The organism is Bradyrhizobium sp. USDA 4452 (assembly GCF_054063575.1).
In genome coordinates this window covers 6,524,297-6,550,135 of record NZ_JBSSGK010000001.1, presented here as the reverse complement: position 1 = coordinate 6,550,135, position 25,839 = coordinate 6,524,297, and the positions used below count along the sequence as shown (strand labels likewise).

Genomic DNA, 25,839 nt, shown 5'->3' with positions numbered 1-25,839 from the left:
ATTTATGTTTCAGTAAGCAAGTTGTAGCTAGGATCGATCAGTGAGTTGCGTATAGGAGACTTCCAGTGATCGACTTTGACGAACTTCGTAGTATCGCCGCGGATGTTCGTATCTTCATCGATGCTTCGGAAGACAAGGGTGGCGCGCTGAAGGCCATCGTCGACGCCTACGACGTCGTTCTCGGCATCTTCCCGGCCGGCCCCGGAATGGACCTTCACGTGGTCAAGGGCACCGAGGTTCTCAATCACATCGCGCAGACCCAGGCCTCGTCGGGCTTCACGCACACCGCCATCGCATTCCAGACCCGCGAACAGGCGGTTGCGCTCGAGCATCTGATGGCGGCCTGACCGCCGGCGCGGCGCGGCCAAAGGCTGCGCATTTCGCTTTTGGGATCAAGCGATTGCCGGCCATGCGGCGGGCGTGATATGCAGTTTGTGCCAGTCCCGCCCCAAGGGTGCGCGATCCGGCAAGAACGACGTCCCGATCCCGCCGATCCCGCGGCTTCGTCCGCGTTGCCTTCCCGAGCAAAACCGGCAAAAATCCCGCTGACGATTCCGCCGTGGGTAGCGTGGATATGGGGCAGCATCTTACGGTTCACACCGGTGTGCTCGACGGCTTCGAGGGACTCCACGACGCCGTCAAAGGCTCGCATGTCGAGGTGATGCAGCTCGAGCGCGGCAAGCTGCGCGGGACGTTGTCCCATGTCGGGATCGGCGATTTCTCGCTCAGCATCGGCGCATTCAATGTCGGGGTCCGCACCCAGCGCACCTCGGCCGACGACAAGCTGATCATCGGAATGCTGCTGAACGCCACCGACCGCGTCACGCATTGGGCATTCGACATGCAGCCGGCCGACGTGCTGGTGATCCCTCCCTCGGTCGAGCATGACGGCGTCTTTCACAAGGCCTCGTCCTATGCCGCGATTCGCTTCGACATGGCCGATCTGCCCGACATATTCGGCGACGAGCCGCGGCTGGCGGATGCCGAAACATGGCAAGCCAAGAACCACTTTCGCGCCGACCCCGCGCTCGGCATGGCCGGGGCGACCAGGCTGCCGCAAATCATCGCGCATCTCGCCCGGTATCCGGACGCGCTGTCGGACACCTCGTCCGAGTTCTGGAAGCGCGCGATCATCGATTGCATCAGGCCGACGGCGATCACATCGCTGCCGTCAGACGGAACCAGCTATCTGCCGTCGGCGATGAGGCTGGTCCGCGACGTCGAGGACTATCTGCATGCCGCGGGCGCCCGCCCGGTGCATGTCTCGGAAATCTGCACCGAGCTTCGGCTGTCGCGGCGCAGCCTGCACCGCGCTTTCCACGAGGTGTTCGGCGTCGGTCCGGTGACCTTCCTGCGCTACAAGCGGCTCTGCACGGTCCGCGAGATCCTGCGCGAAAGCACGCCGGCGCAGACCACCGTTTCCAGGGTCGCGATCGAACAGGGCTTCATCGAGCTCGGGCGCTTCTCGCAATATTATCGCGCGATGTTCGGGGAGTACCCGTCGCAGACGCTGGGCTACGCCGGCTGAAGCACGTTCATTTCGATCGGCCCGGATCGCCATTGCCGGACAGCACCTGCGCGGCGCCGCCGACGCCGCGGCGGAAGGCCTCATCGAAGGTGACGCCGCGAAACTGCCATCTGTAGTCCTTGCCGCGCCACCCCATCCGCCATTGCGTGGCCCAGCCGAGATCCTTGTCGTCCCAGACCAGCTGCCCGACCAGAATGGCCTCGCCGCCCTGCGGCGCCACGATCGGGCTCAGCTGCGCGGGCGGCATCTTCAGGAGCCCGGCCGCCGTGACGTTGGCGCGCGTCACGGCAGCCGTATCCGGCAGCACGACGCGCATGCCGCGCTTGCCGGCCGCAGCCGCCAGCGCATCGCGCTGCAGATCGGACTGCGTCCCGTCCGACGTGACGACATAGTCCTTCGGACCGTGCAGCATCTCGACGAAGACGCCGAGCGCCGGCCGCTGCGCTCGCCACGGCTTGAGGCCAAGCTCGCCGAGAATGCCGTCGATCTTGTTCTGGTCGAAAGCGACCGTCAGGTCGTAAGGCCGGTCGCGGGTGCCCTGCTCGTCATGATGCGGCTTGCCGGCATATTGGTCGTGATAGTCGAAACTGCTGACGAACGCCCGCGCCCTGGACTTGTAGCCTGCCAGTCGACGGTCGCTTGCCAGCATCGGCTGGCCGGAGACCTTGATCAGCACGTCCTCCAGGCATGCACCGAACCCGATGATGCGGTTCGGCTCGCCCTGGCCAGTGACGACGGTCTGCGCGCGGTAGAGGCTGTCATCCGCCGCCATCGCAACGCTGCAACAGATCAATGCAGCGGCAAGCAAGATCGCGCCGCGCGAGAATGTCGCGATCGGATTGCGTTTCGTCTCAAGCAAGGCAGCCATCGTCACCTCCGCTCGCTCACGTCGTCAACGGCACATTGGCGGTATTTTCCGGCAGCGCCAATCCGTTCGGACATGGGCGCCATTCCATCGGCTAGAACGCGCGCTATGGCCACACACGGCAGGCCTGACATATGCTCGGTGAAAGCGCGGCGGCGCACGGCGCCGCCCATCACAACACGCAGCAGGAGACGTCCCGTGAAATGCTATGAGTTGCAAGGTCCCGGCGGCGTCGACGCGCTGACGCTGGTCGACAAGCCGGTTCCGCAGGCCGGCCCCGGCGAGGTGCTGGTGCGGCTGACGGCGGCGACGCTGAACTATCGCGACCTGCTCACGGTCAAGGGCGGCTACGGCTCGCGCCAGAAGTTTCCGCTGGTGCCGGTCTCCGACGGCGCGGGTGTGGTCGAGGCGGTCGGCGCTGGGGTCAGGAGTTTTGCGGCCGGCGATCGCGTGATCGGCAGCTTCTTCGAAAGCTGGCTCGGCGGCGCGCCGAGCGAGGCGCGGATGCGCGCAGCGCTCGGCGGCAGCGTCGACGGCGTGCTGACCGAATACCGGGTGTTTCCGGCGCACGCGCTGGTGCGCACGCCGGAGCATCTGAACGACGTCGAGGCTGCGGCGCTGCCCTGCGCCGGCCTCACGGCGTGGAGCGCGGTGGTCAAGCTCGGCGACATCAAGCCGGGACAGACGGTGCTGACCCAGGGCACCGGCGGCGTCTCGCTGTTCGCGCTGCAATTCGCCAAGATGTGCGGCGCCCGGGTCATCGCGACCTCCTCCAGCGACGCCAAGATCGCGCGGCTGAAAGAGCTCGGCGCCGACGTCACGCTGAACTACAAGACCACGCCCGACTGGGGCAAGAAGGCGCGCGAGCTGACCGGGCGCGGCGTCGATCTCGTCGTCGAGGTCGGCGGCGTCGGCACGCTGAACGAGTCGATCCGCGCGACGAAGATCGGCGGCACCATCGCCTTCATCGGCGTGCTCGCCGGTCCCGCCTCGTCCGACTCGCGGCTGCCGCTGATGGTGATGCAGCAGCAGCGGCTGCAGGGCGTCACCGTCGGCTCGATCGAGGATCTGCAGGCATTGTGCGACGGCATCAGCATGCACGGCGTCAAGCCCGTGATCGACAAGGTGTTCGCATTCGACCAGGTCAAGGACGCGTACGCTCACATGGCGAGCGGCGCGCATTTCGGCAAGATCGCGATTGCGATCGGCTGATTTGCCCACCACCAAGGCCTAGCGCCCCGTGAATTGCGCCTTGCGCTTCTCGACGAAGGCCTGGCGGCCTTCCTTCGCGTCGGCGCTTTCGCGGATCACCTGCTGCAGCTCGATCTCGCGGCGGAACTGATCGGCGTAGCTGGCGTGCTCGCTCTCCTCGAGCAATTGCCGTGTCGCGACCAGCGCACGGGTCGGGCCATCCGCGAGGCGACCGGCGAGCGCCCTCGCCTCCTCGAGCAGCCTTGCGTCATCGACCACGTCGCGCACCAGTCCCCACTCCTTGGCCCGCTCGGCCGGCAGCGGCTCGTTCAGCAGCATCAGCTCGAGCGCGCGCTGGCGCCCGATCAGCCGCGGCAACAGCCAGGTCGAGCCGAGGTCAGGCACCAGGCCGATCCGGCTGAACACCTGGATGAAGCTCGCCGAGCGCGCGGCCAGGATGATGTCGCCGGACATCGCCAGGCTGAAGCCGCCGCCGGCCGCAACGCCGTTGACCGCGACCACCACCGGCATCCGGCATTCGCGCAAGGCCTGCATCGCCGGCCAGTAATGCTTCATCACGCCGGTATAGATATTGTCGCCGAGCGAGTTGAACGCCTTGAGATTCTGCCCGGAGCAGAAGCCGCGTCCCTCCCCGGTCAGGATCAGGGCGCGGATGCCGGGTTCGATGCCCATCTCGCCGACGGCGCGTGCGAGATCGCCGAGCAGTTCCGGCGTCATCGCGTTCAGGCTGGCGGGATCGTTCAGCGTCAGGATCCCGACCTTGCCGTCCCGTTCGCGCTTCACACTGCTCATTTTCCGCTCCCCGAAATTGGTTCTTGTTGCACTGACAGCGCCAAGCTTGGCATGCTACGCCAACGTGTCCCGCCCGCAACAAGAACAGCGAAAGCAACGCCATGTCCGACCAGTTCTCCAACTCGCAAGTGATCCGCAAGCCGGCCGTCAGCGCCAAGGGCGGCATCGTCGCCGCGCAATCGCGCAAGGCGGCCGAAGTCGGCGCGGAGGTATTGGCTGCGGGCGGCGATTGCGTCGACGCCGTGATCGCAACCACCTTTGCCCTCGGCGTGCTGGAGCCGTGGATGAGCGGGGCCGGCGGCGGCGGCGCGATGGTGCTGTACCGCGCCAAGGAGAACCGCGTCGAGGTGATCGACTACGGCATGCGCGCGCCCGACGGCCTGCGCCTGGAGGACTATCCGCTGACCGGCGGCGCGGCCTCCGACCTGTTCCCGTGGGCGCGGGTCAAGGACGACCGCAACCTGCATGGTCCCGGCTCGATCGCGGTGCCCGGCGTCGTCGCCGGCATGGAAGAGGCGCATCGCCGACACGCCAAAATGCCGTGGAAGGACCTGCTGGCGCCGAGCGTCAAGCTCGCCGGCGAAGGCCTCTTGGTGGATTGGTGGACCACCGACATGATCGCAAGCTCGGCCGCCGATCTGCGGCGCTATCCGGCCAGCGCCGCGGCATATCTGCTGGACGGCCTGCCGCCGAATGCGCAATGGGGCATCCGCTCGGAGGTCCGCATGCCGCAGGACAGGCTGCGGGCGACGATGGCGCAGCTTGCCGCAGCCGGCCCTCGCGATTTCTACGAGGGCGACCTGGCGCGCAGCCTCGCCGACGATATCCAGGCCGCCGGCGGTGCGCTGTCGGTGCGCGATCTCGCCTCGTTCCGCGCCCATCTGCGCGAGCCGCTCAAGATCCCCTATCGCGGCGGCACGGTCTACGCGACGCCGGAACTGACCGCGGGTCCGACCATGGCGCGCACGCTCGGTCTGCTGCAGAAGGCGCTCGCGCCCGCGCAAGGCGGTCCGGATGCGGCGGCCTATACGGCGTACGCCGAGGCGCTGCAGGCCGCCTATCGCGAGCGGCTGAAGGACATGGGCGATGTCGACGGCCGCCGCGCGCTCGGCGCCGAGGCGGTCGCGCCATCCTGCACCACGCATTTCTCCGCGGTCGACCGCGACGGCAACATGGCCGCGGTGACGCAAACCCTGCTGTCGACCTTCGGCTCCAAATTCGTGACGCCGAACACCGGCCTCACCATGAACAACGGCATCATGTGGTTCGATCCGACGCAAGGCAATCCGAACTCGCTCGCGCCCGGCAAGCGCTGCCTGACCAACTACACGCCCGTGGTGGCCGAGGCTGCCGACGGTCGCCGACTTGCCGCCGGCGCATCCGGCGGCCGCCGCATCCTGCCGGCGGTGTCGCAGCTGCTCTCCTTTGTGATGGATTTCGGGATGGACCTCGACGCGGCGATCCACCAGCCGCGGATCGACGCCAGCGAAGGCGCCATCGTGATCGGCGATGTGCGCCTGCCCCAGGCTGTGCGTGAAGCGCTGCGCGGCCGCTTCGACTATGAGGAGGCGCGCATCCAGACCCAGCCGAAGAAGTTCGCCTGCCCCAGCATCGTGCTGCGCGACGGCACGACCAACAGCGGCGCCAGCGAGCCGTTTCATCCGTGGAGCGATGCGATCGCGGAGCGGTGAAGGCGCGGACATCCGTCATCGCCGCCGTTCCGGCGGCGCGCTGGATTGCCCGGTCCATGTGCGCAATTGCGCACGGGCCGGGCGATGACAGGTGAGGATGGGATCCGGCTCCGCATTCTCGCGACATGATTGCCCGATCGAGCGCACGCCCGGAGTGGCGCGAATCCACCGCCGGGATATAGTGACGACGGGTAGTTCGACGACGGTTCGGAGCACTGCGGGATGATTACCTGTTACCTGCGTTACGAGGTCAGGCTGGGCAAGCTCGCCGAGTTCGAAGCCTATGCTGCAATGTGGCTCGACCTGCTGCCGCGGTTTGGCGGCATCCATCACGGCTACTTCCTGCCATCCGAAGGCGCGAGCGACGTCGCGCTGGCGATGTTCAGCTTTCCCAGCCTCGCCGCTTACGAGCAATATCGAAAGGATTCCGCAGCCGATCCGGAAGTTCAGAAGGCGATCGCCTTCGCAAAGGAGACGGGCTGCTTCACGCGGTACGATCGGTCGTTCTTCCGGCCGCTGTTTCCGAAGGCGGCCGAGCAGCAAGCGCGGTGACCGAATTGAATGAAGCAAGTGCAGACGTACCGCCCGGCGCGCAGCTCCTTGGACGCGAATGGCTGGGCTTCGACGGCGAGACCACCTCGATCCGCTTCGAGGCGAAACCCTTGTTCACCAACCGCCATGGCACGATCCAGGGCGGCTTCCTCGCCGCAATGCTGGACTCGGCCACGGGCCTCGGCGCGCTTGCAGCACTTCCCGCAACACAGACGGTGGTGACCAAAGCCCTCGCCACGCGATTTCTCAAGCCGGCGCGAGTTGGTCCGATCACGGCCAAGGCGAAGGTCATCTCGCAGACCGGGCGCGACATGATCGTCGAGGCCGATCTGACCGACGCCGAAAACATCACCGTCGCCACCGCCACCGCCGAACTGCGAATTCTCGACAAGCGATCGTGATGCGTCATCTTCCCTTGATATTGTCCGCGCTGCTGTTGCTTGGCCTCTCTGCGGCACAGGCCGCCGGGCTACGAGCCTTCGACGTGCCTGCCGGTCCTGACGGCCCCGCGATCCGAGGGCTCATATGGCATCCCTGTGCGGAGACGCCGCACGAGATCGATGCCCGCGGTGGCAGGACATTCTTCGGCGTGAACGACTGCCCGATCGTGGGCGACAAGCTGCCATTTATCGTGATCTCGCATGGAAGGCGTGGATGGCTTGGCGGTCATCACGACACTGCCGCGGCGCTGGCGGATGCAGGATTCATCGTTCTGACGATCAATCATCCGACCGATACCGAGCGCGACACCAGCGGTACGGACAGTCTTGCCGTCACCGTCGAGCGCCCTGCCGACATCAAGCGCGCAATCGATTACGCCTTCGGAAGCTGGCCGGACGCGGCGCGCATCGATGCCGCACGCATCGGTCTCTATGGGTTTTCCTGGGGCGGGTACACCGGCCTTGTCGCGATCGGCGCCGCACCCGATCTCCGCGAGGGACTGCCGAACTGCCAGGCCTCGAGCTTGCGAGCATGCAAGGAACTCGGAGCTGGACTGCACCCGAGCGGGCCGGTGGTCCATGATCCACGGATCAAGGCCGCGATCATCGTCGATCCATATCCGGTGCTGTTCTTCGCGGTCGAGAACCTCAAGACTGTCACGATCCCCGTGCAACTCTGGAGCTCGGACCCCGCGCAAAGCGGCGACGGTCTGTCGGGCTGTTGCGCCGCCGACGTCAGGGACATGCTTCCGTCGCCGCCCGACTATCATTTGGCGAAGGACGCAAAGCACTTCTCTTTCCTTGCAACCTGCACACCGAAGGAGGCCGAGAAGATTCCAAGCATCTGCACCGACGCGCCCGGCTTCGATCGCGTCGCGTTTCATCAGCGCTTGCACGCCGAGGCCGTCGCGTTCTTCAGAAAGCATCTGGGCGAAGCGGGAACGCGCTGAGCGCGGACGCGGTCCGATCAGGACTCGTTGCACCGCGCCAGCAGGGTGACTTCGTTCATGCCGTAGCCGTCGATCGTCTCGACGGTGCAGCCGAGCTCCCGTTCGCAATATTGGATCCAAGGCTGGGGGCTGGTGCGATAGAGCTGCACTGGTGCTGCATCCGCATCCGCCGTGCCTGCGACCTCGCCGATGATGAAGTTGACGCTGAAGCCGCGCAGGCTGGCGCGGCAGAGGTCGGCCAGCATTTCGGCGACGAACGCTTCCCATGATGCACGGGAGCCGCCGACATTGATGTTCATGATGCCGCTCGCGACCGAATAGGTCGCGCGACGCGGACTGACTTTGCCGACCTTGAAACGCCGTCCCGACGCCGAGAAACGGCGGCGCGCGCGGCTGACCATGGAGAGCGACAGGTCGATCCCCAGATAGTCGATCGCGGCCTGCGGGTGGCGCTTCGCGAGATAGGCGCACAGCGCACCGTATCCGCAGCCGATGTCGTTCAGGCTGAACGGCGCGGAAAAATCGCAGAGCTTGAGCAGCTGGACGAAACGCAGGTCCTGGGTGGCCTGGCAAGACCAGTCCACTCCGCGCGGGGTGGCGCCGTATTTGGCGACCCGCGCGCTGTAGTAGGATTCGACATCGGCACACAGACCGGAGAACCGCGCCCGGTTGCCGTCGACGCCGGAACCTGCGGTCTCCGTTGCCATGCTCATGTCTCACTCATTTCTTGGCGGCCTTCTTGGCCCGCCGTTGCTTTGCCACCGCCGCAACCTCCTTGCGGGCGACCTGGCTCGGCTTGGTCGGGATCGACAGCACCCGATACGTCTGGGTCGAGTAGATCAGCGGCGCGCTGCCATCGGCCGCAAACGTCACCTGCGGGTTTTCCTTCATGGCGTGAACGCTCACGAGCACCGGCAGATACGGGCTCTGCGTGAGCGCTTGCCGGAACGCCTGGATCACCCGCTTGTATCCGTTCACATTGGGCTGATCGGACGGATAGTCCTTCAGCGTGCCGAGGAAGTTGTACCAACGCTGCCGCTCGCCCCGGTCCGCCGGCTCGATCCCGATCAGCCTGAAGGACTGCTCGAGGGGATGATCGGAAGAGAAGATGTCGAACTCCTTTTGCAGCTCGACCATCTCCATGATCCCGCCGGGACCAAACCGCTTGTTCAGCATGTCCAGCACATCGCGCGTCGTATCGTCTTGAATCATCCGTCCCATCAAAAACCCCCTCAGTACGCTGTTTCCAGAAATGAAAAAATCGTCGCGTTAGTGGCGTCGCTCAAGGTGCAATCGAAGCTGATCGAGTTGTGGCGTGAAGTAGACTGCCCCGGAGACATCGAGCAGATTCTGAGCGCCGCCGACAATCTCGTCAAGCTCATCATGTGACGTACTGCCCAAGGCACAGATGATCAGGCCGCGCATGACGGTCGCGTGCAGCTCGGCGATGCGATCGGTCCTTCGCCGCGCGACCATCAGCGCCTCGTCCGCCGTTTGCAGGGCCGCGTGATGGTCGGCGGCGCGATACAGCGCTTCGGCCAGATCGGCGAGCATGCGAGCCTCGAATTCCAGCCCGGCTCGCGCGGAGCGTGCAAAGTCGATTGCCTCCCGAAGCTGGGCCGCGGCGACCTTGAAGTCGCCGGCAGCGCCGCTGGCGAGGCCGGCACTGGCGACCGCGGCAACCCTGAGGTAGGGCGTTCCGGACTGCTCGGCCAGTTCGGCGATCCTCGCCGCATGCGGCTTTGCGAGTTCCGGCCGGCCGCGGCTCCAGCCCATCTCCACCATCGCGAAATGTGGAATGAACTGCACGACGGCCGCGAAGCGTTCCGGCTCGGCCCTCAACAGCTCGGCAATCCGCCGTTCGGCCTCATCGAACCGGCCCAGCCGAACCAGAATCCTGGTGCCAAGGCACTTGATCCAATGCTCGACGTCGAAGCCGAGAATCTGGTTCGGGTTGAGGCCGAGTGTGACGTTGTCGTGAAAACCACCCTGCTCGGCGATGGCGTCGACCGCGACCTGCCCGGCATCCAGCGCCTCGCCGAGGCGGCCCGACAGGAAGAACGCCTGGCTCAGCATGGCGTTGACCGTCGCAAATCGTCCGACGTCTCCGGTGCCGGAGGTGAGCTTCAAGGCGCCCTGCACGAGATTGACATAGTCGTCGGCGGCCGCGGTCGCGGCCAGGATCCTGCCATAGGCGCCGAGCAGGATCGGCTCGTGCACCGGGTCCGCCGCGCGTGCGTACTTGATCGCCTCCTCGGCGTAGGGCTTGACCTCTTCGGCGGACATCCCCTCGCGCCAGCCGAAATTGAGGATCTGGCCGCTCGACATCGCCCGCAGCCGGTCGACGTATTCGGACGAAGGCAGGTCCTGCAGCAGGGCACGTACCTTTTTCCAGCTCTTCATCGCCTCGGCGGAGTTGGTCTTGCCGATCCAGCGCGCCGCCCGCTGCAAATGCGAGACCGCCTCCAGTGGCTGGCCCGCGGCCTCGTAGTGATAGGCGAGCAACCCGGCAAACTCGTCGAGCTTGCCCCAGTCGAAGCTCTCGATCGCCTTGGCGACGGTGGCATGCAATGTGACGAGCCGCGATCGCAACTGGGTCGCATAGGCCACTTCCTGGATCAATGGATGGCGAAACGCCAGCAGTCCCTTGTCGTAAGGCGGCAGGTCGTACAGCAGCTCGGCCTGCCGGAGCTGCGCGATGGCGTTCTGCAGATCGTCGTTCGGCAGCGCCGCAACCGGACGCAGCACCGACATCGCGACAAGCCGGCCGATGACGGCCGCAGTTTCGAGCACCTGCTTGGCGACTTCCTCGAGATGATCGATACGGGCGGCAACGACGGCCTGCACCGTCGCGGGCAGCGGCACCGCGTCGACGCCGTGCTTGAGCCGGTAATTGCCGCGCTCGCCCTCGACATTGCCGCGTTCCACGACGGTGTTGGCAAGTTCCTCGATGAAGAACGGATTGCCCTGCGCCCGTTCGATGACGTTGCTGCTCAGCGCGGCCAGCGAGGGATGCTTGCCAAAATGCTCGCGCAGCAGCTCGTTCGAATCGGCCCAAGGCAGCGGAGGTATCGCGATCTGACGGTAATGGGAACGCTGCATGAACGGAGCGGCGAAGCCCGGCCTGAAATTGACCACGAGCAAGGTCGCGGTGCCGACGGTCGCATCGACCAGCGTCTCGATGAACTCCTCGCTCGCGGCGTCGATCCAGTGCAAATCCTCGATCAGGACGACCGTCGGCGTATCACCGGGGCGGACACGCACCAGGGTTCGAACGAGATCGAGCAGCTGCAGCTTCAGCGCGCGTGGATCGAGCTTTGGAGCCGGCCGCTCCGGATCGGCGAGCCCGAGAAACTCGAGCATCACGAGCAGTTCCTGGTCCGACGAGCCCATCTCGGCAAACCGGTCGATGACGCGACGCCGGGAGGTCTCGACCGGCTCCTTGTTGCGGATGCCGAAGATGTCGCGCAGCAGCTCGAGCACGGGCTGGAACGGTGTTGCGCGCCCGTGCGCCAGCACACGGGCCTCGTAGACGCGAATACCCTTGCGCCGGCAGCTTTCGGTGAACTCGAAGCAGAGCCGGCTCTTGCCGATGCCGGCGTCGCCGACCATGCCGACGACCCGGCCGGCGCCGCCAACCGCACGCGACAGCTCATGGTCGAGCGCCGCCGTCTGCGCGACTCGGTTGACCATCGAGGTCAGGCGCCGGCCGCTGCGGAAGACGTCGCTCGCGGGCGCATTGAGCAGCCCGGTCAGCCTGAAGACCTCCACGGGCGTCGAGATGCCGCGAATAGTCTGCATACCGAGCGGCAGGACCTCGACGAATTGCCTGGCGCCGAGATAAGTGTCGCGGGTGACCAGGATCGCCCCCTCATCCGCCATCTGCTCCATCCGGTTGGCGATATGGACGTTGGCGCCGGCGGCGTCGTAGGTCTGATAGATGGTGTTTTCCACCGTCTGAACGACGACTTCGCCGGTGTGCAGCCCGACCCGGATCTGCATGCCGGGATCGCCCAGCCGTGCAACCGAATCCTGCATCGCAAGAGCGGCGAGACAGCCGCGGACCGCATGGTCCTCATGGGGGCGCGGCGGTGCGCCGAACAGCGCCATCACACCGTCGCCCTGAATCTTGTTGACGATGCCGTCGTAGCGGTGGACGGCTTCCTTCATCAGGTCGAGCACCGGCTCCAGGCGCCGCATGCCGAGTTCGGGATCACCGAGGCTGTCGATCAGATTGGTCGAATTGCGGATATCGGCAAACAGCAGAGTGAGGTTCTTGCGCTCGCCGCCCTTGCTGCTGAGCGAACGGAGCATCCGCTGCGAGGGCACGTCGGGCCGGGCGGCTGTCGCGGTGAGCACGGTTCCGCAGCGGCCGCAGAAGCGGCTGGACGGCCCGTTCACATGGTGACAGGAATCACATTTGAGGCCTAACGGCGCACCGCAATCTTCACAATAATCGTTGCCAGCCCGGTTTGCATGACCGCATCGCTCGCACTGCATGAACAGCCTTTCAATAAAGACTGCGAATATATCCGACGCGTCAGATTAGCCCAGCACATTCTGTAATTGTGTTAAATCCTTCACACACCGAGCCGGTCCCTCACCCGCCCGGTCAGCACCGCCGTGGTGACGCCGACCCGCCAGAAGGCGTGCAGCGGGATCGGCTTGATGCCGGTCACTGGCATGTCGATCTCGGCATTCGTACCTCCGATCAGCCGGCGGGCGAGTTGCGCGCCCATCGCGGTCGAGAGCGCGACGCCGCGGCCGTTGCAGCCGAGCGAGATCAGCAGATTCTCGGCCGGCGCATGGACGTGCGGATAGTGATCGGCGGTGATGGCAAGACGGCTGTTCCAGCCATGGGTCCAGCTGACGCCTTTGAGCTGCGGCCACAGCCGCTCGGCGTAGCGAATCAGGTAGGCGACGTCGGTCGGCTTGCTGATCCAGCGCATCGGGCCGCGGCCGCCCATCAAGAGGCGGTTGTGCTGGTCGATGCGGTAATAGACCGTGATGTGGCCGCTTTCGTAGAGCACCGGGCGGCCCGGCATGATCGAGGCTGCGACCGCGTCGGACAGCGGCGCGGTCGCCGCGATCGACGAGAACACCGGCACGATGGTACGGCGGAGCGCCGGCCAGAGATCGTCGGTAAAGCCGTTGGTCGCGAGCAGCACCTTGTCGGCATGGACGATTGCACGCGGCGTTTCGATCCGCCAGCGGCCGCCATCACGGCGGAGCGACAGCGCCGGCGTCTCGCCATGGACGGCGGCGCCGGCGCCGATCGCGGCACGCGCCAGGCCGCGCGCGTAGCTCAGCGGCTGCAGGTCGCCGCCACGCGCATCCAGCATGGCGCAGAGATAGCGGTCGCTGCCGGTCATCTCGCGCAGCTCGGCGGCGTTGAGCAGTTTCACCGGCATGCCGCGCCGGATGCACTGCTTGGCCGTGGTCTCGATCGCGGTCGCGCTGGCTTCATTGTAGGCGGCGCGCAGCGTGCCGTTCTGCCGCGCCTCGCAGGGGATCTGGTAGCGGCGGATCAGATCGTGGGTGAAGTTGGTGGTGCCGTAGGAAAATTCGATCATGCGGCGACCGAGATCGGCGCCGAAATCCTGCTCGATCTGGTCGGGGTCGTGCTTCAGCCCGGGATTGGTCTGGCCACCATTGTTGCCGGAGGCGCCCCAGCCCGGTTCCTGCGCCTCCAGCACGGTCGCGAACACGCCCTGCTCGGCGAGATGCAGCGCGGTGGACAGACCCGTGAAGCCGCCGCCGATGATCGCAACCGGCACGCTCTTGTCCGACGTCAACTGTGGCGTCGGCGTCGCCTCCACCGCGGTGTCGGCGTAGAGACTCGGTGGCAGCGGCAGGCGTGATATTGCGGTCATGACTGGAGCTCGCGTTTCACCTCTCCCCATCGGGGAGAGGTCGCGCCGAAGGCGCGGGTGAGGGATTCAGGTCCCACGAGAGAGCGTAACCCCTCACCCGGATTGCATCTGACGATGCAATCCGACCTCTCCCACAAGGGGAGAGGTGAACCGTTGATGCAACGACTCGACCAGACGACATCATCTTCCAATCACAACGGGTGCAGCACGCGGCGCAGGAAATCCTGGGTGCGCGGGTGTTGCGGTTGGTTGAGGACGGATTTGGCGGCGCCCTGCTCGACGATGACGCCGCCGTCGATGAACAGGACGCGGTCGGCGACGTCGCGGGCAAAGCCCATCTCATGGGTGACGACGACCATGGTCATGCCGTCATCGGCAAGCTTGCGCATCACCGACAGCACCTCGCCGACCAGTTCGGGATCGAGCGCCGAGGTCGGCTCGTCGAACAGGATCGCCTTCGGCTGCATCGCCAGCGCTCGCGCGATCGCGACGCGCTGCTGCTGGCCGCCGGAGAGCTTTGGCGGATGCACCTCGGCCTTGTCGGCAAGGCCGACCTGCGCCAGCAGCGCGCGGCCGCGGGCGATCGCCTGTTCGCGCGGCTCCTTCTTCACATAGAGCGGGCCCTCGATGACGTTCTCGAGCGCGGTGCGGTGCGGAAACAGGTTGAAGCGCTGGAACACCATCGAGACCTGGGTACGGATCGCGACGATCGAGCGGTCATTGCTGTCGACGCGTGCGCCCTCGACGCTGATCTCGCCGCGATCGTAGCTCTCGAGCCCGTTGATGCAGCGCAGGATGGTCGACTTGCCGGAGCCGGACGGACCGATGATGCAGACCACCTCGCTCCTGGCGACCGAGGCCGTGATGCCCTTCAGCACCTCGACCTTGCCAAAGCTCTTGTGGACGTCGCGCAGCTCGATCATTTGCGGTTCGCCTTGTTCTCGAAGTGCCGAACCAGCAGGATGAGCGGGATGCTCATGGTGAGATACATCAGCGCCACCAGCGTGAACACGCTGGTGTTCTTGAAGGTCGAGGAGGCGATCAGCTTGCCTTGCAATGCGAGCTCGGCCACCGTGATGGTCGATGCCTGCGAGGAGTCCTTCAGCATCATGATCATGATGTTGCCGTAGGGCGGCAGGATGATCCTGACCGCCTGCGGCAGCACCACGCGCCGCATGGTGAGCCACCAGCCCATCCCGATGGTCTGCGCCGCCTCGATCTGCCCCTTGTCGATCGCCTCGATGCCGGCGCGGAAGTTCTCCGCCTGATAGGCCGAATAGGCGATGCCGAGGCCGATGATCGCGGCCTGCAGCGCCGACAGCGCGATGCCGAAATCGGGCATCACGAAATAGATGTAGAACAGCAGCACGATGATCGGGATGCCGCGGATCACGTTGATCAGCGCGGCGCTGAGCCCTGTGAGGATGCGAATTCCCGACACCCGCATCAAGGCCCACACCAGCCCGAGCACGGTCGACAGCAGGAGCGAGCCGACAGTGACGACGATGGTCAGCCAGACGCCCTGCAACAGGATCGGCACGAACTCGACGGCGTCATGGAAGAATTTCTGCATCGGTTAGAGATATCCAGTCCCGTCACACGCTCGAATATCGTTTCCGTCACCCTGAGGAGCGCGCAGCGCGTCTCGAAGGGTCGACGGCCACCGGCCGGGCCGTGCATCCTTCGAGACGCCTGCTGCGCAGGCTCCTCAGGATGACGGATCACTTGAATTCCGCCGAAGCACCGGCCTTCACGACGCGCTGGCCTTCTGGCCCCATTTCTCCAGGATCTTGGCGATCGTACCGTTGGCCTTCAGCTTCACCAGCGAGGTGTTGATCTTGGCCAAGAGCTCGGTGTCGCTCTTGCGGACACCGATCGCGACCGTGCCGACGGTGACCGGCTTGTAGCCGTCGACCAGCCGGACGTCGGCGAAATTGCCCTGCTGCAGATTGTAGGCGAGGATCGGATAGTCGGCGAAGCCGGCCTTGAGGCGGCCGGCATTCACATCGCGCAGGATGTCGGGAATGGTGTCGTAGACCTTGACCTCGCTGAACAGCCCGGTCTTCTTCAGCGCGTCGACGAACGCCGTGCCGACCTGGGCGCCGACCACCGTGCCCTTCAGGTCCTCCTGCGAGGCATAGGCCTTGGTGTCGGCCTTCGGCACCACCAGACCTTCGCCATAGGTGTAGACCGGCTCGGAGAAGTCGATCACCTCCTTGCGCGCGGCGGTGGCGAACATCGCGGCGGCAATGATGTCGATCTTGTTCGCGGTCAGCGAGGGGATCAGCGCCGAGAATTGCATCGGCTCGATCTGCACGGTGAAGCCGGCGTCCTTGCCGATCTCGGTGGCGAGATCGACCATGATGCCCTGGATCGAATTGGTCTTGGTGTCGAGGAAGGTGAAGGGGATGCCGGTCGGCGTCGAGCCGACCTTGAGCACCTGCTGCGCGCCCGACGGCGTACTCACGGCAAGGGCGAGCGCCGCGACTGCGGCCTGAACGAGACGCTGAAAGGACATCGCACCACCTCCCAAACTGGCGCCGGTGCCGCCTCGCCCGCTGTTTCGGCGCTTTTGGTTGCGGGCGACGCCGTTCCGGCCTATTTTCACCAATATGAAATTGTGGTCACGAAACCGCGGCCAATGCAAGCGGTTTTCATGCACATGAAGGAAGCGGGCTGACGTGAGCGGCGGCAGGAGAATGCGCAAAGGCGCGGCAGCGAAGCTCGTGACAGCCCGCCGGGCGGCCAAAAAGCCCGTGAAGAAGCCGGCCGAACCCGCGATGGATCTCGCGGTCGGACGCCGGATCCGCGACCTGCGTCGCACCAAGCAGTTGTCGCTGGAAACTGTCGCCGCGCGCAGCGAGCTTTCGATCGGCTTCATCAGCCAGATCGAGCGCGGCCTGTCGTCGCCCTCGCTGCGCGTGCTGGCGACACTCGCCGACGTGCTCGGCGTCGGCATCGCCGCGCTGTTCGGCGCAGCGCCGCGGGATGACAACACCAATGGCGTTGTCACCCGGGAGGTGCAGCGCGCCGAGCTGAAGCTGTGGCGCACCGGCATTTCAAAGCAGCTGCTGAGCCCGGCGGGCAGCGAGAGCCGGCTCAATCTGTTCCTGGTCCATCTCGACCCCGGCGGCAACACCGGCGACGAGTTCTACACCCATGACGGCGAGGAGGCTGGCCTCGTACTGTCAGGCGAGATGACGCTGACCGTCGATAGCGAGACTTGGACGCTGAAGCAGGGCGACAGCTTCCGCTTCGCCAGCCGCAGGCCGCATCGCTTTTCCAATCCGGCCCGCGATGCCAAGGCCGTGGTGCTGTGGGTGAATTCCGTGACGGCGGCGGGGTGATTTTCGGCTGCCGTCATTGCGAGGAGCGAAGCGACGAAGCAATCCATCGTTCCGCATGCGCGGTGATATGGATTGCTTCGCGGAGCCTGTCATCCGGCGCCGCTTCGCGCCGACCGGGTGGCTCGCAATGACGGAGAAAGCTAGCTTCCCAACCCCATCACGATCTCCTCGATCTTGATCGGGAAATTCCGCACCCGGATGCCGGTGGCGTGGAAAACGGCGTTGGCGACGGCGCCGGCGCTGCCGGTGATGCCGATCTCGCCGACGCCCTTGATGCCGAGCGGGTTCACGTGCGGATCGTGCTCGTCGACGGTGATGACATCCATCGGCGGCACGTCGGCATTCACGGGCACATGATACTCGGCGAGGTTCGCATTGAGGATGCGGCCGGAACGATGGTCCATCACCGCCTCCTCATGCAGCGCGAAGGAGAGGCCCCAGATCATGCCACCGCGTAGCTGGCTCTCGACCAGCAACGGATTGATGATGCGGCCCGCAGCGAATGCGCCGACCAGCCGCGTGGCGCGGATCTGGCCGAGCTCCGGATCGACCTTGACCTCGGCAAAGACAGCACCGTGCGCGTGCATCGCATATTGCGACTGCGCCGTCGCATCGGCTGCCCCGCTCCCTGTCGCGTCGACCTCGGCGAGGCCGGCGCGCGCCAGGATCTCGGCATAGCTCTCGCTGCGCGCATCGTCGTCACGGCGGTGCAGCCGCCCGGCCCGCGCCACCACGCCGGCATTGCCGGCGCCGAACAGCGGCGAGCGCTCATCCGAGGTCGCAAGCTCGGCGAGCTTTGCGATCACGGCCGCACCTGCATTGTGGATCGCGGCGCCGACGGTTGCAGTATGCCCCGAACCGCCGGCGATGCCGGCATCGGGCAGATCGGAGCTGCCGGAGCGGAACGTCAGCTGATCGAAATTCAGACCAAGCGAGTCGGCCGAGATCTGCGCCAGCGCGGTCCAGGCGCCCTGCCCCATGTCGTGCGCGCCGGTCTCCATCACGCCCTTGCCATCGGCGCGGATCACCGCCCGCGCATTGCCCTGGAACATGATCGCCGGGAACGTCGCGGTACCCATGCCCCAGCCGACCAGAAAGCCGTTCTCGTCGCGCATCTGCTTCGGCTGCAACGGACGGCCGGCCCAGCCGAACCGTTCGGCGGCCTTGGCGTAGCACTGGCGCAGCGCCTTGGAGGAGAACGGCTTGCCGGTGGTCGGCTCGACCTCGGCGTAGTTCTTCAGCCGAAACTCCAGCGGATCGATGCCGCAGGCGAACGCCGCCTCGTCGATCGCGCTCTCCAGCACGATTGAGCCGGTAGCCTCGCCCGGCGCGCGCATGAACAGCGGCGTGCCGGTGTCGACGCGCACCGCTTCGTGCGCGGTGCGGATCGCAGGACTGGCATAGAGCGTATGCGAGGCGTCGGCGGCGGGCTCGTAGAAATCGTCGAAGCTCGACGTCGTGACGCGCGCCTCGTGATTGATCGCGGTGAGCTGGCCCGCATCGTCGGTGCCGATCCGGATGCGCTGGCGGGTCGGCGGACGATGGCCGACCGGGCCATACATCTGGCTGCGGCGCAGCACGAGCTTCACCGGACGGCCGATCAGCCTGGCGGCCATGATCCCGAGCACCTGCGGCCCGGAGATCAGCCCCTTGGAGCCGAAGCCGCCGCCGAGGAACGGGCTGTTGATGTGGATGTTCGCCGGCGGAATGCCGAACAAGCCGGCGATGCGCATCTGTGCGAAGCCCATGCCCTGGCTCGGCGTATCGATGAACAGCCGGTCGCCGTCCCACACCGCGACGATCGCATGCGGCTCCATCGCGTTGTGATATTGCGCCGGGGTTTCGTAGGTCGAATCGGTCAGCTTCGACGCGGCAGCCATGCCGGCGTCGATGTCGCCGTGGCGGACTTCGGCGGGATTGCCGATACCGACCACCGGCGGCGTGTAGGGCTCGCCGGCGTCGAGGCCGACGCGTGCGATCTCGACCTGATAGCGCGGCGACAGCAGCGCGGCGCCCTCGGTCGCGGCCTCCAGCGTCTCGGCGATCACGACCGCGATCGCCTGGTTGGCGTAGCGCACCTCGTCGCTCTGCAACAGCTCCATGCGGAAGGCGAACGGGTTGCCCTTGGCGTCGGGGTCTTCGGCAAGTTCAGGCTTGTGCGCCGGCGTCATCACGTCGATCACGCCGGGATGGCGCTTGGCGGCGGCGACGTCGAGCGATTTGACACGGCCGCGTGCGATGCAGCTGGTCGCGATCACGGCATAGACCATGCCGGGCGGATGGTTGTCGGCGGCGTAGCGCGCCTTGCCGGTGACCTTCAGCACACCGTCGGTGCGGGTCATCGGCTGGCCGATATTCGAGCCGTGCCTGATATGGGCGGGGTCGCGGGTCAGACTGAGTTCAACCGTCATGCGTTACGCTCCTGCAACGGAGGAAAAGGGAGAGCCGGGCAAAGCGGGAATCCGGTCCGGCGTGCCTGCGGCAGCAAGGGTGAGCGCGCGCACGAGGATGCGCTGCGCGAGCTCGATCTTGAAGGCGTTGTCGCCGGACGGTTTTGCGCCGGCGAGTGCGGCGCGTGCCGCCTCGCGATAAGCAGCCACATCCGGCGCAGCGCCTGCGAGCACCTGCTCGGCCTCGCGCGCCCGCCACGGTTTGGCGGCGACGCCGCCGAGCGCAATCCGCGCCTCGCGGATGCTGCCGTCCTCGATGCGCAGGCTAGCTGCCGCCGAGACAACGGCGAAGGCGTAGGAGGTCCGCTCGCGCACCTTGATGTAACGGGCATGCTTCGCAAAGCCCTGCGCCTCGGCCGGCAGGCGCAGCGCGACGATCAGATCGCCGCGTTCCAGCGCGGTCTCGCGCTCCGGCGTCTCACCGGGCAACCGATGCAGCGCCTCGAGCGGCAGCTCGCGCCGGCCGCTTTTGCCCTCGATCTCGACGATGGCATCGAGCGCGACCAGCGGCACGCAGAAATCCGACGGATGGGTCGCGATGCAGCCCTCGCTCCAGCCGAGCACCGCGTGCAGGCGATTCTCGCCGTTCAGCGCATCGCAGCCGGCACCCGGCCAGCGCCGGTTGCAGGCGCTGCCGGCGTCGTAGAAATAGGCGCAGCGGGTCCGCTGCATCAGATTGCCGCCAACCGTCGCGGCATTGCGCAGCTGCGCGGACGCGCCCGACAACAATGCCTCGGCGACCGCGGGATAGTTGCTCGCGAAGCCGGCGTCATGCGCGAGATCGGCGTTGCGCACCAGCGCGCCGATGCGCAGGCTCCCGTCGGGAAGATGCTCGATGCGATCGAGCCCGGGCAGCCGCGTGAGGTCGACGAGACGGCTCGGCCGGCTGACGCCGCCCTTCATCAGATCGAGCAGATTGGTGCCGGAGGCGAGATAGCTCGCGCCCTTCTCGGAGCCCGCCGCGATCGCGTCCGCGACGCTGGCCGGCCTGACATAATCGAAGTTCATCATGCGGAGCGCCTCTGCTTGCTGGCGGTCATGTTGGATTGTGCCTCGAGCACGGCTTCGGTGATCCCCTGATAGGCGCCGCAGCGGCACAAATTGCCGCTCATGCATTCGCGCACCCGCTCCGGGTCGTCGCCGGCTTGGCCTTCCCCGATCAGGCCGATGCCGCTCATGATCTGGCCCGGGGTGCAGAAGCCGCACTGGAAGCCGTCATGGGCGATGAAGGCGGCCTGCACCGGATGCAGCTCGCCGCCGTGCCCGACGCCTTCGATGGTGACGATCTCGGCGCCGTCATGGCTGACGGCGAGCGCGAGGCAGGAATTGATGCGGCGGCCGTCGACCAAGATGGTGCAGGCGCCGCACTGGCCGCGGTCACATCCCTTCTTGGTTCCGGTGAGGTCGAGCCGCTCGCGGAGCAGGTCGAGCAGGGTGACGCGGGGGTCGTCGACGGTAATTTCCCTGCGCACGCCGTTGATGGTGAGACTGAGTGGAAGATTCATGCGGGGCTCCGATCCGTGTATGGTCGGGTTGAATCGAGGCAACGCGAGCCCGTGGCCGCCGATGCATGATCGGCGCGCCTTGTCAGGCCCGGTGCTGGTCGCCATATACGGAGGCATCCTCCGTTTACAAGGGAGGATGAAAAGAAAAGGATGGCCGATTCTTCACCAGAAATAGTCCGCAAGCCGCGCGCCGACGCCGTGCGCAACCGCGAGCGTGTGCTGGAAGCGGCCAAGGCTGTGTTCTCGGCCGGCGGCAACGAGGCGAGTCTGGAGGCCGTGGCGCGCCATGCCGGCGTCGGCATCGGCACGCTGTATCGCCACTTCCCGACCCGCGAGGCGCTGTATGAGGCGGTCTATCGCCGCGAGGTCGCGCAGCTCGGCGATCTTGCCGAGCAGTTGCAATGCGCGCCCGAGCCGGTCGCGGCGCTGCGGCGCTGGCTGCGCGCCAATGTTGAATTCGTCGCGACCAAGAAGGGCATGGTCGCAGCGCTGGCGCTGGTCGCGGCCGGCTCGAGCGAGCTGCAAGCCTATTCGTTCGATCGCCTGACCAAGGCGATCGGCACCCTGCTCGCGCGCGCCGTCGCCGCCGGCGCCATTCGCGACGACATCAGCGCCGAGGACGTGCTGCGCGCGCTGATCGGCATGTGCTACATGCACGACCAGCCGGGCTGGCAGACCACGGCGCTCAGGCTGCTCGATGTGTTCGTGGACGGCTTGCGGGTGCAGCCCGATCACAAGGCGCCGACGGCAAAGCCTGCGAAGAAACCGAAGCGAAAACCGCGCCAAGCATAGCCCTACCGGAGCAGCCGAAAGAAGCCCCCGGCAAATGTGCCAAAGTGCACAGACCAACTGGCCGGCTTTCGGCTAGATCGGCACATTGCTAAGTCCAAACTCATATTTGCTGTAGTGAATATTTGCGATCCAGCCCGGCCAGCGTGCCGGGCTTTTCGTTGATCGATCCTGGGCAACGAAAAGCCCCGCGCGAGGCGGGGCTTTTGTGACTATCGCGGATTGGTCCGCGTTCCGCTGTTGTTGCCTGGAAGGTTCGACGTTCCGGTCCCGGTCGCGGAATTGTTATTCGGATCGGTCGAATAATTCGGCGTCGAACTGCCGGGGTTGTTCATGCTGCCGGTGGTGCTGCCGGGTGGATTGCTCATGCCCGAGCCCGTTCCCATTCCCGTGGTGCCGCCGGTGCCCGACGAGCCGGTGCCGGTGCCGGTTCCTGAGCTCGAACTTCCCGTCCCTGCGCCCGCGCCGCCAGCCGATCCGCCCCCGGCCCCGCCTGCTCCACCACCCGCTCCTTGCGCAAAGGCGAGCGGTGTCGAGAGCACCATCGCCGCGGCCAACCCGATCATAGCCAATTTCTTCATGTGACATCCTTTCCTGGTTCGAGCCGGAGCAACGAAGTCCGCGAGGCAGTCGTTCCTGGGCAGCAGGTTCACGTTCAGCGCAGCACGAGGAACATGATGCCGGGTGTCCTGTTGAGCGGAAACAGCGTTCCGGGAGATGCCCGATGAAAACACTTCAGATGCAGCACGAGATCACGGCCGAACTGGAAAGGCGATCCGGCGTCAAAGGACTGAAGCTGATCCGCCTGAAGGGCTACAGCCCAAGTTGGGATCTCGGCGGCACGCGACAGACCGCGCTGGATGAGGCAAAGGAAAGCGAACTGCGCGACACCGTGACGGCGATGCAGGACGAGTTCGACATCGCCTAGGCCCGGTGCGCGCGCAAATTGCAGCTGGGACATCGCCGAGGAAGGCCAGCCTCGCCTCTCGCCGGCATTGCCCCGCCGCTGATCAGGCGCGCGGGCTACGACTAGCCCGCCCGCTTGAGTGGTCAGCCGAACCTCGCGTCGTAGCGCTTGATCGACAGCTCCTTGGTGTCGATCTCGGGCTTCTTGCCGGACAGCATGTCGGCCAGCACCCGGCCCGAGCCGCAGGCCATGGTCCAGCCCAGCGTGCCGTGGCCGGTGTTGAGATGCAGATTGGCAAACCGTGTCGCGCCGATCACCGGCGGGCCGTCCGGCGTCATCGGGCGCAGGCCGCACCAGAAGCTGGCCTTCGGAAGATCGCCGCCGCGCGGAAACAGATCGGTCAGCGAATGGTCCAGCGTCGCGCGCCGCGCGTCGTAGAGCTTGGTCGAATAGCCCGAGATCTCCGCGGTGCCGCCGACCCGGATGCGATCGCCGAGCCGGGTGATCGCGACCTTGTAACTCTCGTCCATCACGGTGGATTCCGGCGCACCCGCCGCGTCCTTGATCGGCACCGTGATCGAATAGCCTTTCACGGGATAGACGGGCAGCAAGATGCCGAGCGGCCGCACCAGATGCGGCGAGTAGCTGCCGAGCGCGAGCACATAGGCGTCGGCGGTCATCAGGCCGGCACTGGTGGCAACGCCGGTGATGCGGGTGGCATCCGCGTTCAAGCCGTCGATGCCGACATTGAAGTTGAAGCGCACGCCGATCTTCTCGGCTTCCAGCGCTAGGGCCTGCGTGAACATGTGGCAGTCGCCGGTCTCGTCATGCGGCAACCGCAGCCCGCCGGCGAATTTCTCTTTCACGCCGGCCAGCGCCGGCTCTGCCTTGATGCAGCCGTCACGGTCGAGCACTTCGAATGGGACGCCATACTGCTTGAGTACGGCGATGTCGTCGCCGGTGTGGTCGAGCTGGGCCTGCTCGCGAAACAGCTGCAGCGTGCCCTGCGCGCGCTCGTCGTATTTGATGCCGATCTCGCTGCGCAACGCCTGCAGGCAGTCGCGGCTGTATTCCGCGATTGGGATCATCCGGCTCTTGTTCACCGCGTAGCGCGCCGTGGTGCAGTTGCGCAGCATCTTCAGAAGCCAGAGCCACATCACGGGATCGAGCTTCGGGCGGATCACCAGCGGGCCGTGCTTCATCAAGAGCCACTTCACCGCCTTGACCGGCACGCCGGGGCCGGCCCAGGGCGACGAATAGCCCGGCGACACCTCGCCGGCATTGGCAAAGGACGTTTCGAGCGCGGGCTTCGGCTGACGGTCGATCACCGTCACCTCGTGGCCGGCGCGCGCAAGATAATAGGCCGAGGTGACGCCGATCACGCCACTGCCGAGAACCAGGACCTTCACTTTTCCTCACATCCTGCAGCGAAAACGCAATCGCCGCTGCGAAACCACTCTGCTTCGCAACGGCGACAGCAATTTGTAGAGCTAGCGATCAGCCAGCTAGCAATTATCAGGCCACCCGCTTGATGGAGTCACCGAGGATCGAGACGATGTCGTCGATGTGCGACTTCTCGACGATCAAGGGCGGCGACAGCGCAAGCGAGTCGCCGCTCATGCGGAAGTAGAGGCCGCGGTTGAAGCAGTCGACCATGATGTCGTAGCCGCGCGCGCCGACGACGCCCTCGCGCGGTCCGACTTCGACCGCGCCCATCAGGCCCTGGTTGCGGATGTCGACGACGTTCGGCAGGCCCTTGAGCGAATGCAGGCCATCGCGCCAGTATTCGGAGAGCGAGGCGCCGCGGGTCAACAGACCCTCGTCCTTGTAGATGTCGAGCGTGGCAAGACCCGCCGCGCAGGCCACCGGATGCGCCGAATAGGTGTAGCCGTGGAACAGCTCCATGGCGTTATCAGGACCGACCATCAGGCCGTCATGGATCTGGCGGCTGGCGAACACCGCGCCGCACGGCACGGTGCCGTTGGTGATGCCCTTGGCGGTGGTCATCATGTCCGGCGTCACGCCGTAGAAGTTGGCGGCGAACGGCGCGCCGAGGCGGCCGAAGCCGGTGATGACCTCGTCGAAGATCAACAGGATGCCGTGCTTGGTGCAGAGCTCGCGCAGCCGCTGCAGATAGCCCTTCGGCGCCGGCAGCACCGCGGTCGAACCCGGCACAGGCTCGACGATCACGGCCGCGATGGTGTCCGCACCATGCAGCGCGACCATCCGCTCGACGTCGTCGGCGAGCTCGGCGCCATGGTCCGGCTGATCCTTGGCGAAGGCGTTGCGGGCGAGATCATGGGTGTGGCGGATGTGGTCGACGCCCGGCAGATGGGTCGCGAACTGGCGGCGGTTGGCGACCATGCCGCCGACCGACATGCCGCCGAAGCCGACGCCGTGATAGCCGCGCTCGCGGCCGATCAGCCGGGTGCGGGTCGGCTGGCCGGCGGCGCGATGATAGGCCAGCGCGATCTTCAGCGCGGTGTCGACCGATTCGGAGCCCGAATTGGTGAAGAAGATCCGGTCCAGCCCCTTCGGGGCGATCTCGGCGAGGCGCTCGGCGAAATCGAACGCCAGCGGGTGGCCCATGTTGAACGACGGTGCGAAATCCAGCGTGGAGAGCTGGCGCTCGACCGCGGCCGCGATCTGCGGCCGGCCATGGCCGGCGTTGACGCACCAGAGACCCGCGGAGCCGTCGATCACCTGCCGGCCATCGACCGAGGTGTAGTACATGCCCTTGGCGGAGGAGAACAGCCGCGGCGCCTTCTTGAACTGCCGGTTGGCCGTGAACGGCATCCAGAACGAATCGGTCTTGATGGTGTTCGGAATCTGATGAACGGTCACGGCGCACTCCATGGGCTGGGGATGCGTAGTCGGACCACTCTTCGGTGCACTCAACAAGTCCTTTTCTGTCGCAGCGCAAGCCATTGATCTTGCT

25 protein-coding genes are annotated in these 25,839 nt (G+C 66.0%); 10 read left to right on the top strand and 15 right to left on the bottom strand.

From position 1 onward, the window contains the following. Window positions 1-65: 65 nt before the first annotated feature. Both ACVISU_RS30670 and ACVISU_RS30665 read left to right on the top strand, forming a co-directional pair. Entirely contained in the window at window positions 66-347 is a 282-nt protein-coding gene (locus tag ACVISU_RS30670) for a hypothetical protein (RefSeq protein ID WP_050401090.1), read from the top strand. A gap of 227 nt (window positions 348-574) precedes the next feature. Beyond that, complete coding sequence (locus ACVISU_RS30665) at window positions 575-1,528, top strand: helix-turn-helix domain-containing protein (RefSeq protein WP_456710938.1); 954 nt, start codon at window positions 575-577, stop codon at window positions 1,526-1,528. Window positions 1,529-1,535: 7 nt separating this feature from the next. Here the strand turns inward: ACVISU_RS30665 and ACVISU_RS30660 are convergent, their stop codons facing one another. After that, window positions 1,536-2,396 carry a DUF2066 domain-containing protein gene (locus tag ACVISU_RS30660; protein WP_456709434.1) on the bottom strand — a complete coding sequence of 287 codons (861 nt, stop codon included), beginning with the start codon at window positions 2,394-2,396 and terminating at the stop codon, window positions 1,536-1,538. Window positions 2,397-2,591: 195 nt separating this feature from the next. On the opposite strand from ACVISU_RS30660, the gene ACVISU_RS30655 reads away from it, so the two are divergent. Next, the gene (locus ACVISU_RS30655; RefSeq protein ID WP_456709433.1) at window positions 2,592-3,605 is read left to right on the top strand and encodes a zinc-dependent alcohol dehydrogenase family protein; all 1,014 of its coding nucleotides are present in this window, start codon (window positions 2,592-2,594) and stop codon (window positions 3,603-3,605) included. An 18-nt stretch (window positions 3,606-3,623) separates the two neighbouring features. Here ACVISU_RS30655 and ACVISU_RS30650 read toward each other — a convergent pair whose 3' ends face one another. Further along, entirely contained in the window at window positions 3,624-4,397 is a 774-nt protein-coding gene (locus ACVISU_RS30650) for an enoyl-CoA hydratase-related protein (RefSeq protein WP_050401094.1), read from the bottom strand. A gap of 101 nt (window positions 4,398-4,498) precedes the next feature. On the opposite strand from ACVISU_RS30650, the gene ACVISU_RS30645 reads away from it, so the two are divergent. The 4 genes from ACVISU_RS30645 (at window position 4,499) to ACVISU_RS30630 (ending at window position 8,030) form a co-directional block, all read left to right on the top strand. Further along, the gene (locus tag ACVISU_RS30645) at window positions 4,499-6,088 is read left to right on the top strand and encodes a gamma-glutamyltransferase (protein WP_456709432.1); all 1,590 of its coding nucleotides are present in this window, start codon (window positions 4,499-4,501) and stop codon (window positions 6,086-6,088) included. A 222-nt stretch (window positions 6,089-6,310) separates the two neighbouring features. After that, window positions 6,311-6,640: an NIPSNAP family protein gene (locus tag ACVISU_RS30640; RefSeq protein ID WP_456709431.1), complete on the top strand. Its 330-nt coding sequence runs from the start codon at window positions 6,311-6,313 to the stop codon at window positions 6,638-6,640. After that, window positions 6,637-7,041 (top strand): PaaI family thioesterase, encoded by a 405-nt coding sequence (locus tag ACVISU_RS30635; protein WP_456709430.1) that lies wholly within the window; start codon window positions 6,637-6,639, stop codon window positions 7,039-7,041. Before ACVISU_RS30640 ends, ACVISU_RS30635 begins: the two co-directional genes overlap by 4 nt. Beyond that, window positions 7,041-8,030 (top strand): alpha/beta hydrolase family protein, encoded by a 990-nt coding sequence (locus tag ACVISU_RS30630; RefSeq protein ID WP_456709429.1) that lies wholly within the window; start codon window positions 7,041-7,043, stop codon window positions 8,028-8,030. The genes ACVISU_RS30635 and ACVISU_RS30630 overlap by 1 nt, the downstream gene beginning before the upstream one ends. Before the next feature lie 17 nt (window positions 8,031-8,047). On the opposite strand, the gene ACVISU_RS30625 is transcribed toward ACVISU_RS30630, so the two are convergent. The 7 genes from ACVISU_RS30625 to ACVISU_RS30595 form a co-directional block, all read right to left on the bottom strand. Then, window positions 8,048-8,743, bottom strand: coding sequence for a class I SAM-dependent methyltransferase (locus ACVISU_RS30625; protein WP_456709428.1), 696 nt, complete (start codon window positions 8,741-8,743; stop codon window positions 8,048-8,050). Window positions 8,744-8,750: 7 nt separating this feature from the next. Beyond that, window positions 8,751-9,251, bottom strand: a complete 501-nt coding sequence (locus ACVISU_RS30620) for a hypothetical protein (RefSeq protein WP_456709427.1) — start codon at window positions 9,249-9,251, stop codon at window positions 8,751-8,753. Between the two features lie 48 nt (window positions 9,252-9,299). Next, window positions 9,300-12,530 (bottom strand): adenylate/guanylate cyclase domain-containing protein, encoded by a 3,231-nt coding sequence (locus tag ACVISU_RS30615; RefSeq protein WP_456709426.1) that lies wholly within the window; start codon window positions 12,528-12,530, stop codon window positions 9,300-9,302. A gap of 80 nt (window positions 12,531-12,610) precedes the next feature. Continuing rightward, complete coding sequence (locus ACVISU_RS30610; protein ID WP_456709425.1) at window positions 12,611-13,903, bottom strand: NAD(P)/FAD-dependent oxidoreductase; 1,293 nt, start codon at window positions 13,901-13,903, stop codon at window positions 12,611-12,613. A gap of 191 nt (window positions 13,904-14,094) precedes the next feature. Then, window positions 14,095-14,826: an amino acid ABC transporter ATP-binding protein gene (locus ACVISU_RS30605; protein WP_038378946.1), complete on the bottom strand. Its 732-nt coding sequence runs from the start codon at window positions 14,824-14,826 to the stop codon at window positions 14,095-14,097. Further along, complete coding sequence (locus tag ACVISU_RS30600) at window positions 14,823-15,476, bottom strand: amino acid ABC transporter permease (RefSeq protein ID WP_050401103.1); 654 nt, start codon at window positions 15,474-15,476, stop codon at window positions 14,823-14,825. Before ACVISU_RS30600 ends, ACVISU_RS30605 begins: the two co-directional genes overlap by 4 nt. Before the next feature lie 177 nt (window positions 15,477-15,653). Further along, entirely contained in the window at window positions 15,654-16,421 is a 768-nt protein-coding gene (locus ACVISU_RS30595; RefSeq protein WP_456709424.1) for an ABC transporter substrate-binding protein, read from the bottom strand. 181 nt (window positions 16,422-16,602) lie between these two features. Here ACVISU_RS30595 and ACVISU_RS30590 point away from each other — a divergent pair, with 181 nt between their 5' ends. After that, entirely contained in the window at window positions 16,603-17,250 is a 648-nt protein-coding gene (locus ACVISU_RS30590; RefSeq protein WP_456709423.1) for a cupin domain-containing protein, read from the top strand. Between the two features lie 140 nt (window positions 17,251-17,390). On the opposite strand, the gene ACVISU_RS30585 is transcribed toward ACVISU_RS30590, so the two are convergent. The 3 genes from ACVISU_RS30585 to ACVISU_RS30575 are packed head-to-tail and all read right to left on the bottom strand — an operon-like array spanning window position 17,391 to window position 21,205. Next, window positions 17,391-19,661, bottom strand: coding sequence for a xanthine dehydrogenase family protein molybdopterin-binding subunit (locus ACVISU_RS30585; protein ID WP_456709422.1), 2,271 nt, complete (start codon window positions 19,659-19,661; stop codon window positions 17,391-17,393). 3 nt (window positions 19,662-19,664) lie between these two features. Then, a complete protein-coding gene (locus tag ACVISU_RS30580) occupies window positions 19,665-20,711 on the bottom strand; it encodes an FAD binding domain-containing protein (RefSeq protein ID WP_456709421.1) in 1,047 nt (348 codons plus the stop codon). After that, window positions 20,708-21,205 (bottom strand): (2Fe-2S)-binding protein, encoded by a 498-nt coding sequence (locus ACVISU_RS30575; protein ID WP_456709420.1) that lies wholly within the window; start codon window positions 21,203-21,205, stop codon window positions 20,708-20,710. The genes ACVISU_RS30580 and ACVISU_RS30575 overlap by 4 nt, the downstream gene beginning before the upstream one ends. A 150-nt stretch (window positions 21,206-21,355) precedes the next feature. Between ACVISU_RS30575 and ACVISU_RS30570 the strand changes: the two genes are divergently transcribed. After that, entirely contained in the window at window positions 21,356-21,997 is a 642-nt protein-coding gene (locus ACVISU_RS30570; RefSeq protein ID WP_050401109.1) for a TetR/AcrR family transcriptional regulator, read from the top strand. A 209-nt stretch (window positions 21,998-22,206) separates the two neighbouring features. On the opposite strand, the gene ACVISU_RS30565 is transcribed toward ACVISU_RS30570, so the two are convergent. Further along, on the bottom strand, window positions 22,207-22,575 hold the full coding sequence (locus tag ACVISU_RS30565; RefSeq protein WP_456709419.1) for a hypothetical protein: 369 nt from the start codon (window positions 22,573-22,575) through the stop codon (window positions 22,207-22,209). 143 nt (window positions 22,576-22,718) lie between these two features. Here ACVISU_RS30565 and ACVISU_RS30560 point away from each other — a divergent pair, with 143 nt between their 5' ends. After that, window positions 22,719-22,922, top strand: a complete 204-nt coding sequence (locus ACVISU_RS30560; RefSeq protein WP_456709418.1) for a hypothetical protein — start codon at window positions 22,719-22,721, stop codon at window positions 22,920-22,922. A 122-nt stretch (window positions 22,923-23,044) separates the two neighbouring features. On the opposite strand, the gene ACVISU_RS30555 is transcribed toward ACVISU_RS30560, so the two are convergent. Next, window positions 23,045-24,310, bottom strand: a complete 1,266-nt coding sequence (locus tag ACVISU_RS30555; RefSeq protein ID WP_456709417.1) for a D-amino acid dehydrogenase — start codon at window positions 24,308-24,310, stop codon at window positions 23,045-23,047. Between the two features lie 106 nt (window positions 24,311-24,416). Continuing rightward, window positions 24,417-25,745 (bottom strand): aminotransferase class III-fold pyridoxal phosphate-dependent enzyme, encoded by a 1,329-nt coding sequence (locus ACVISU_RS30550; RefSeq protein ID WP_456709416.1) that lies wholly within the window; start codon window positions 25,743-25,745, stop codon window positions 24,417-24,419. Between the last annotated feature and the right edge of the window lie 94 nt (window positions 25,746-25,839).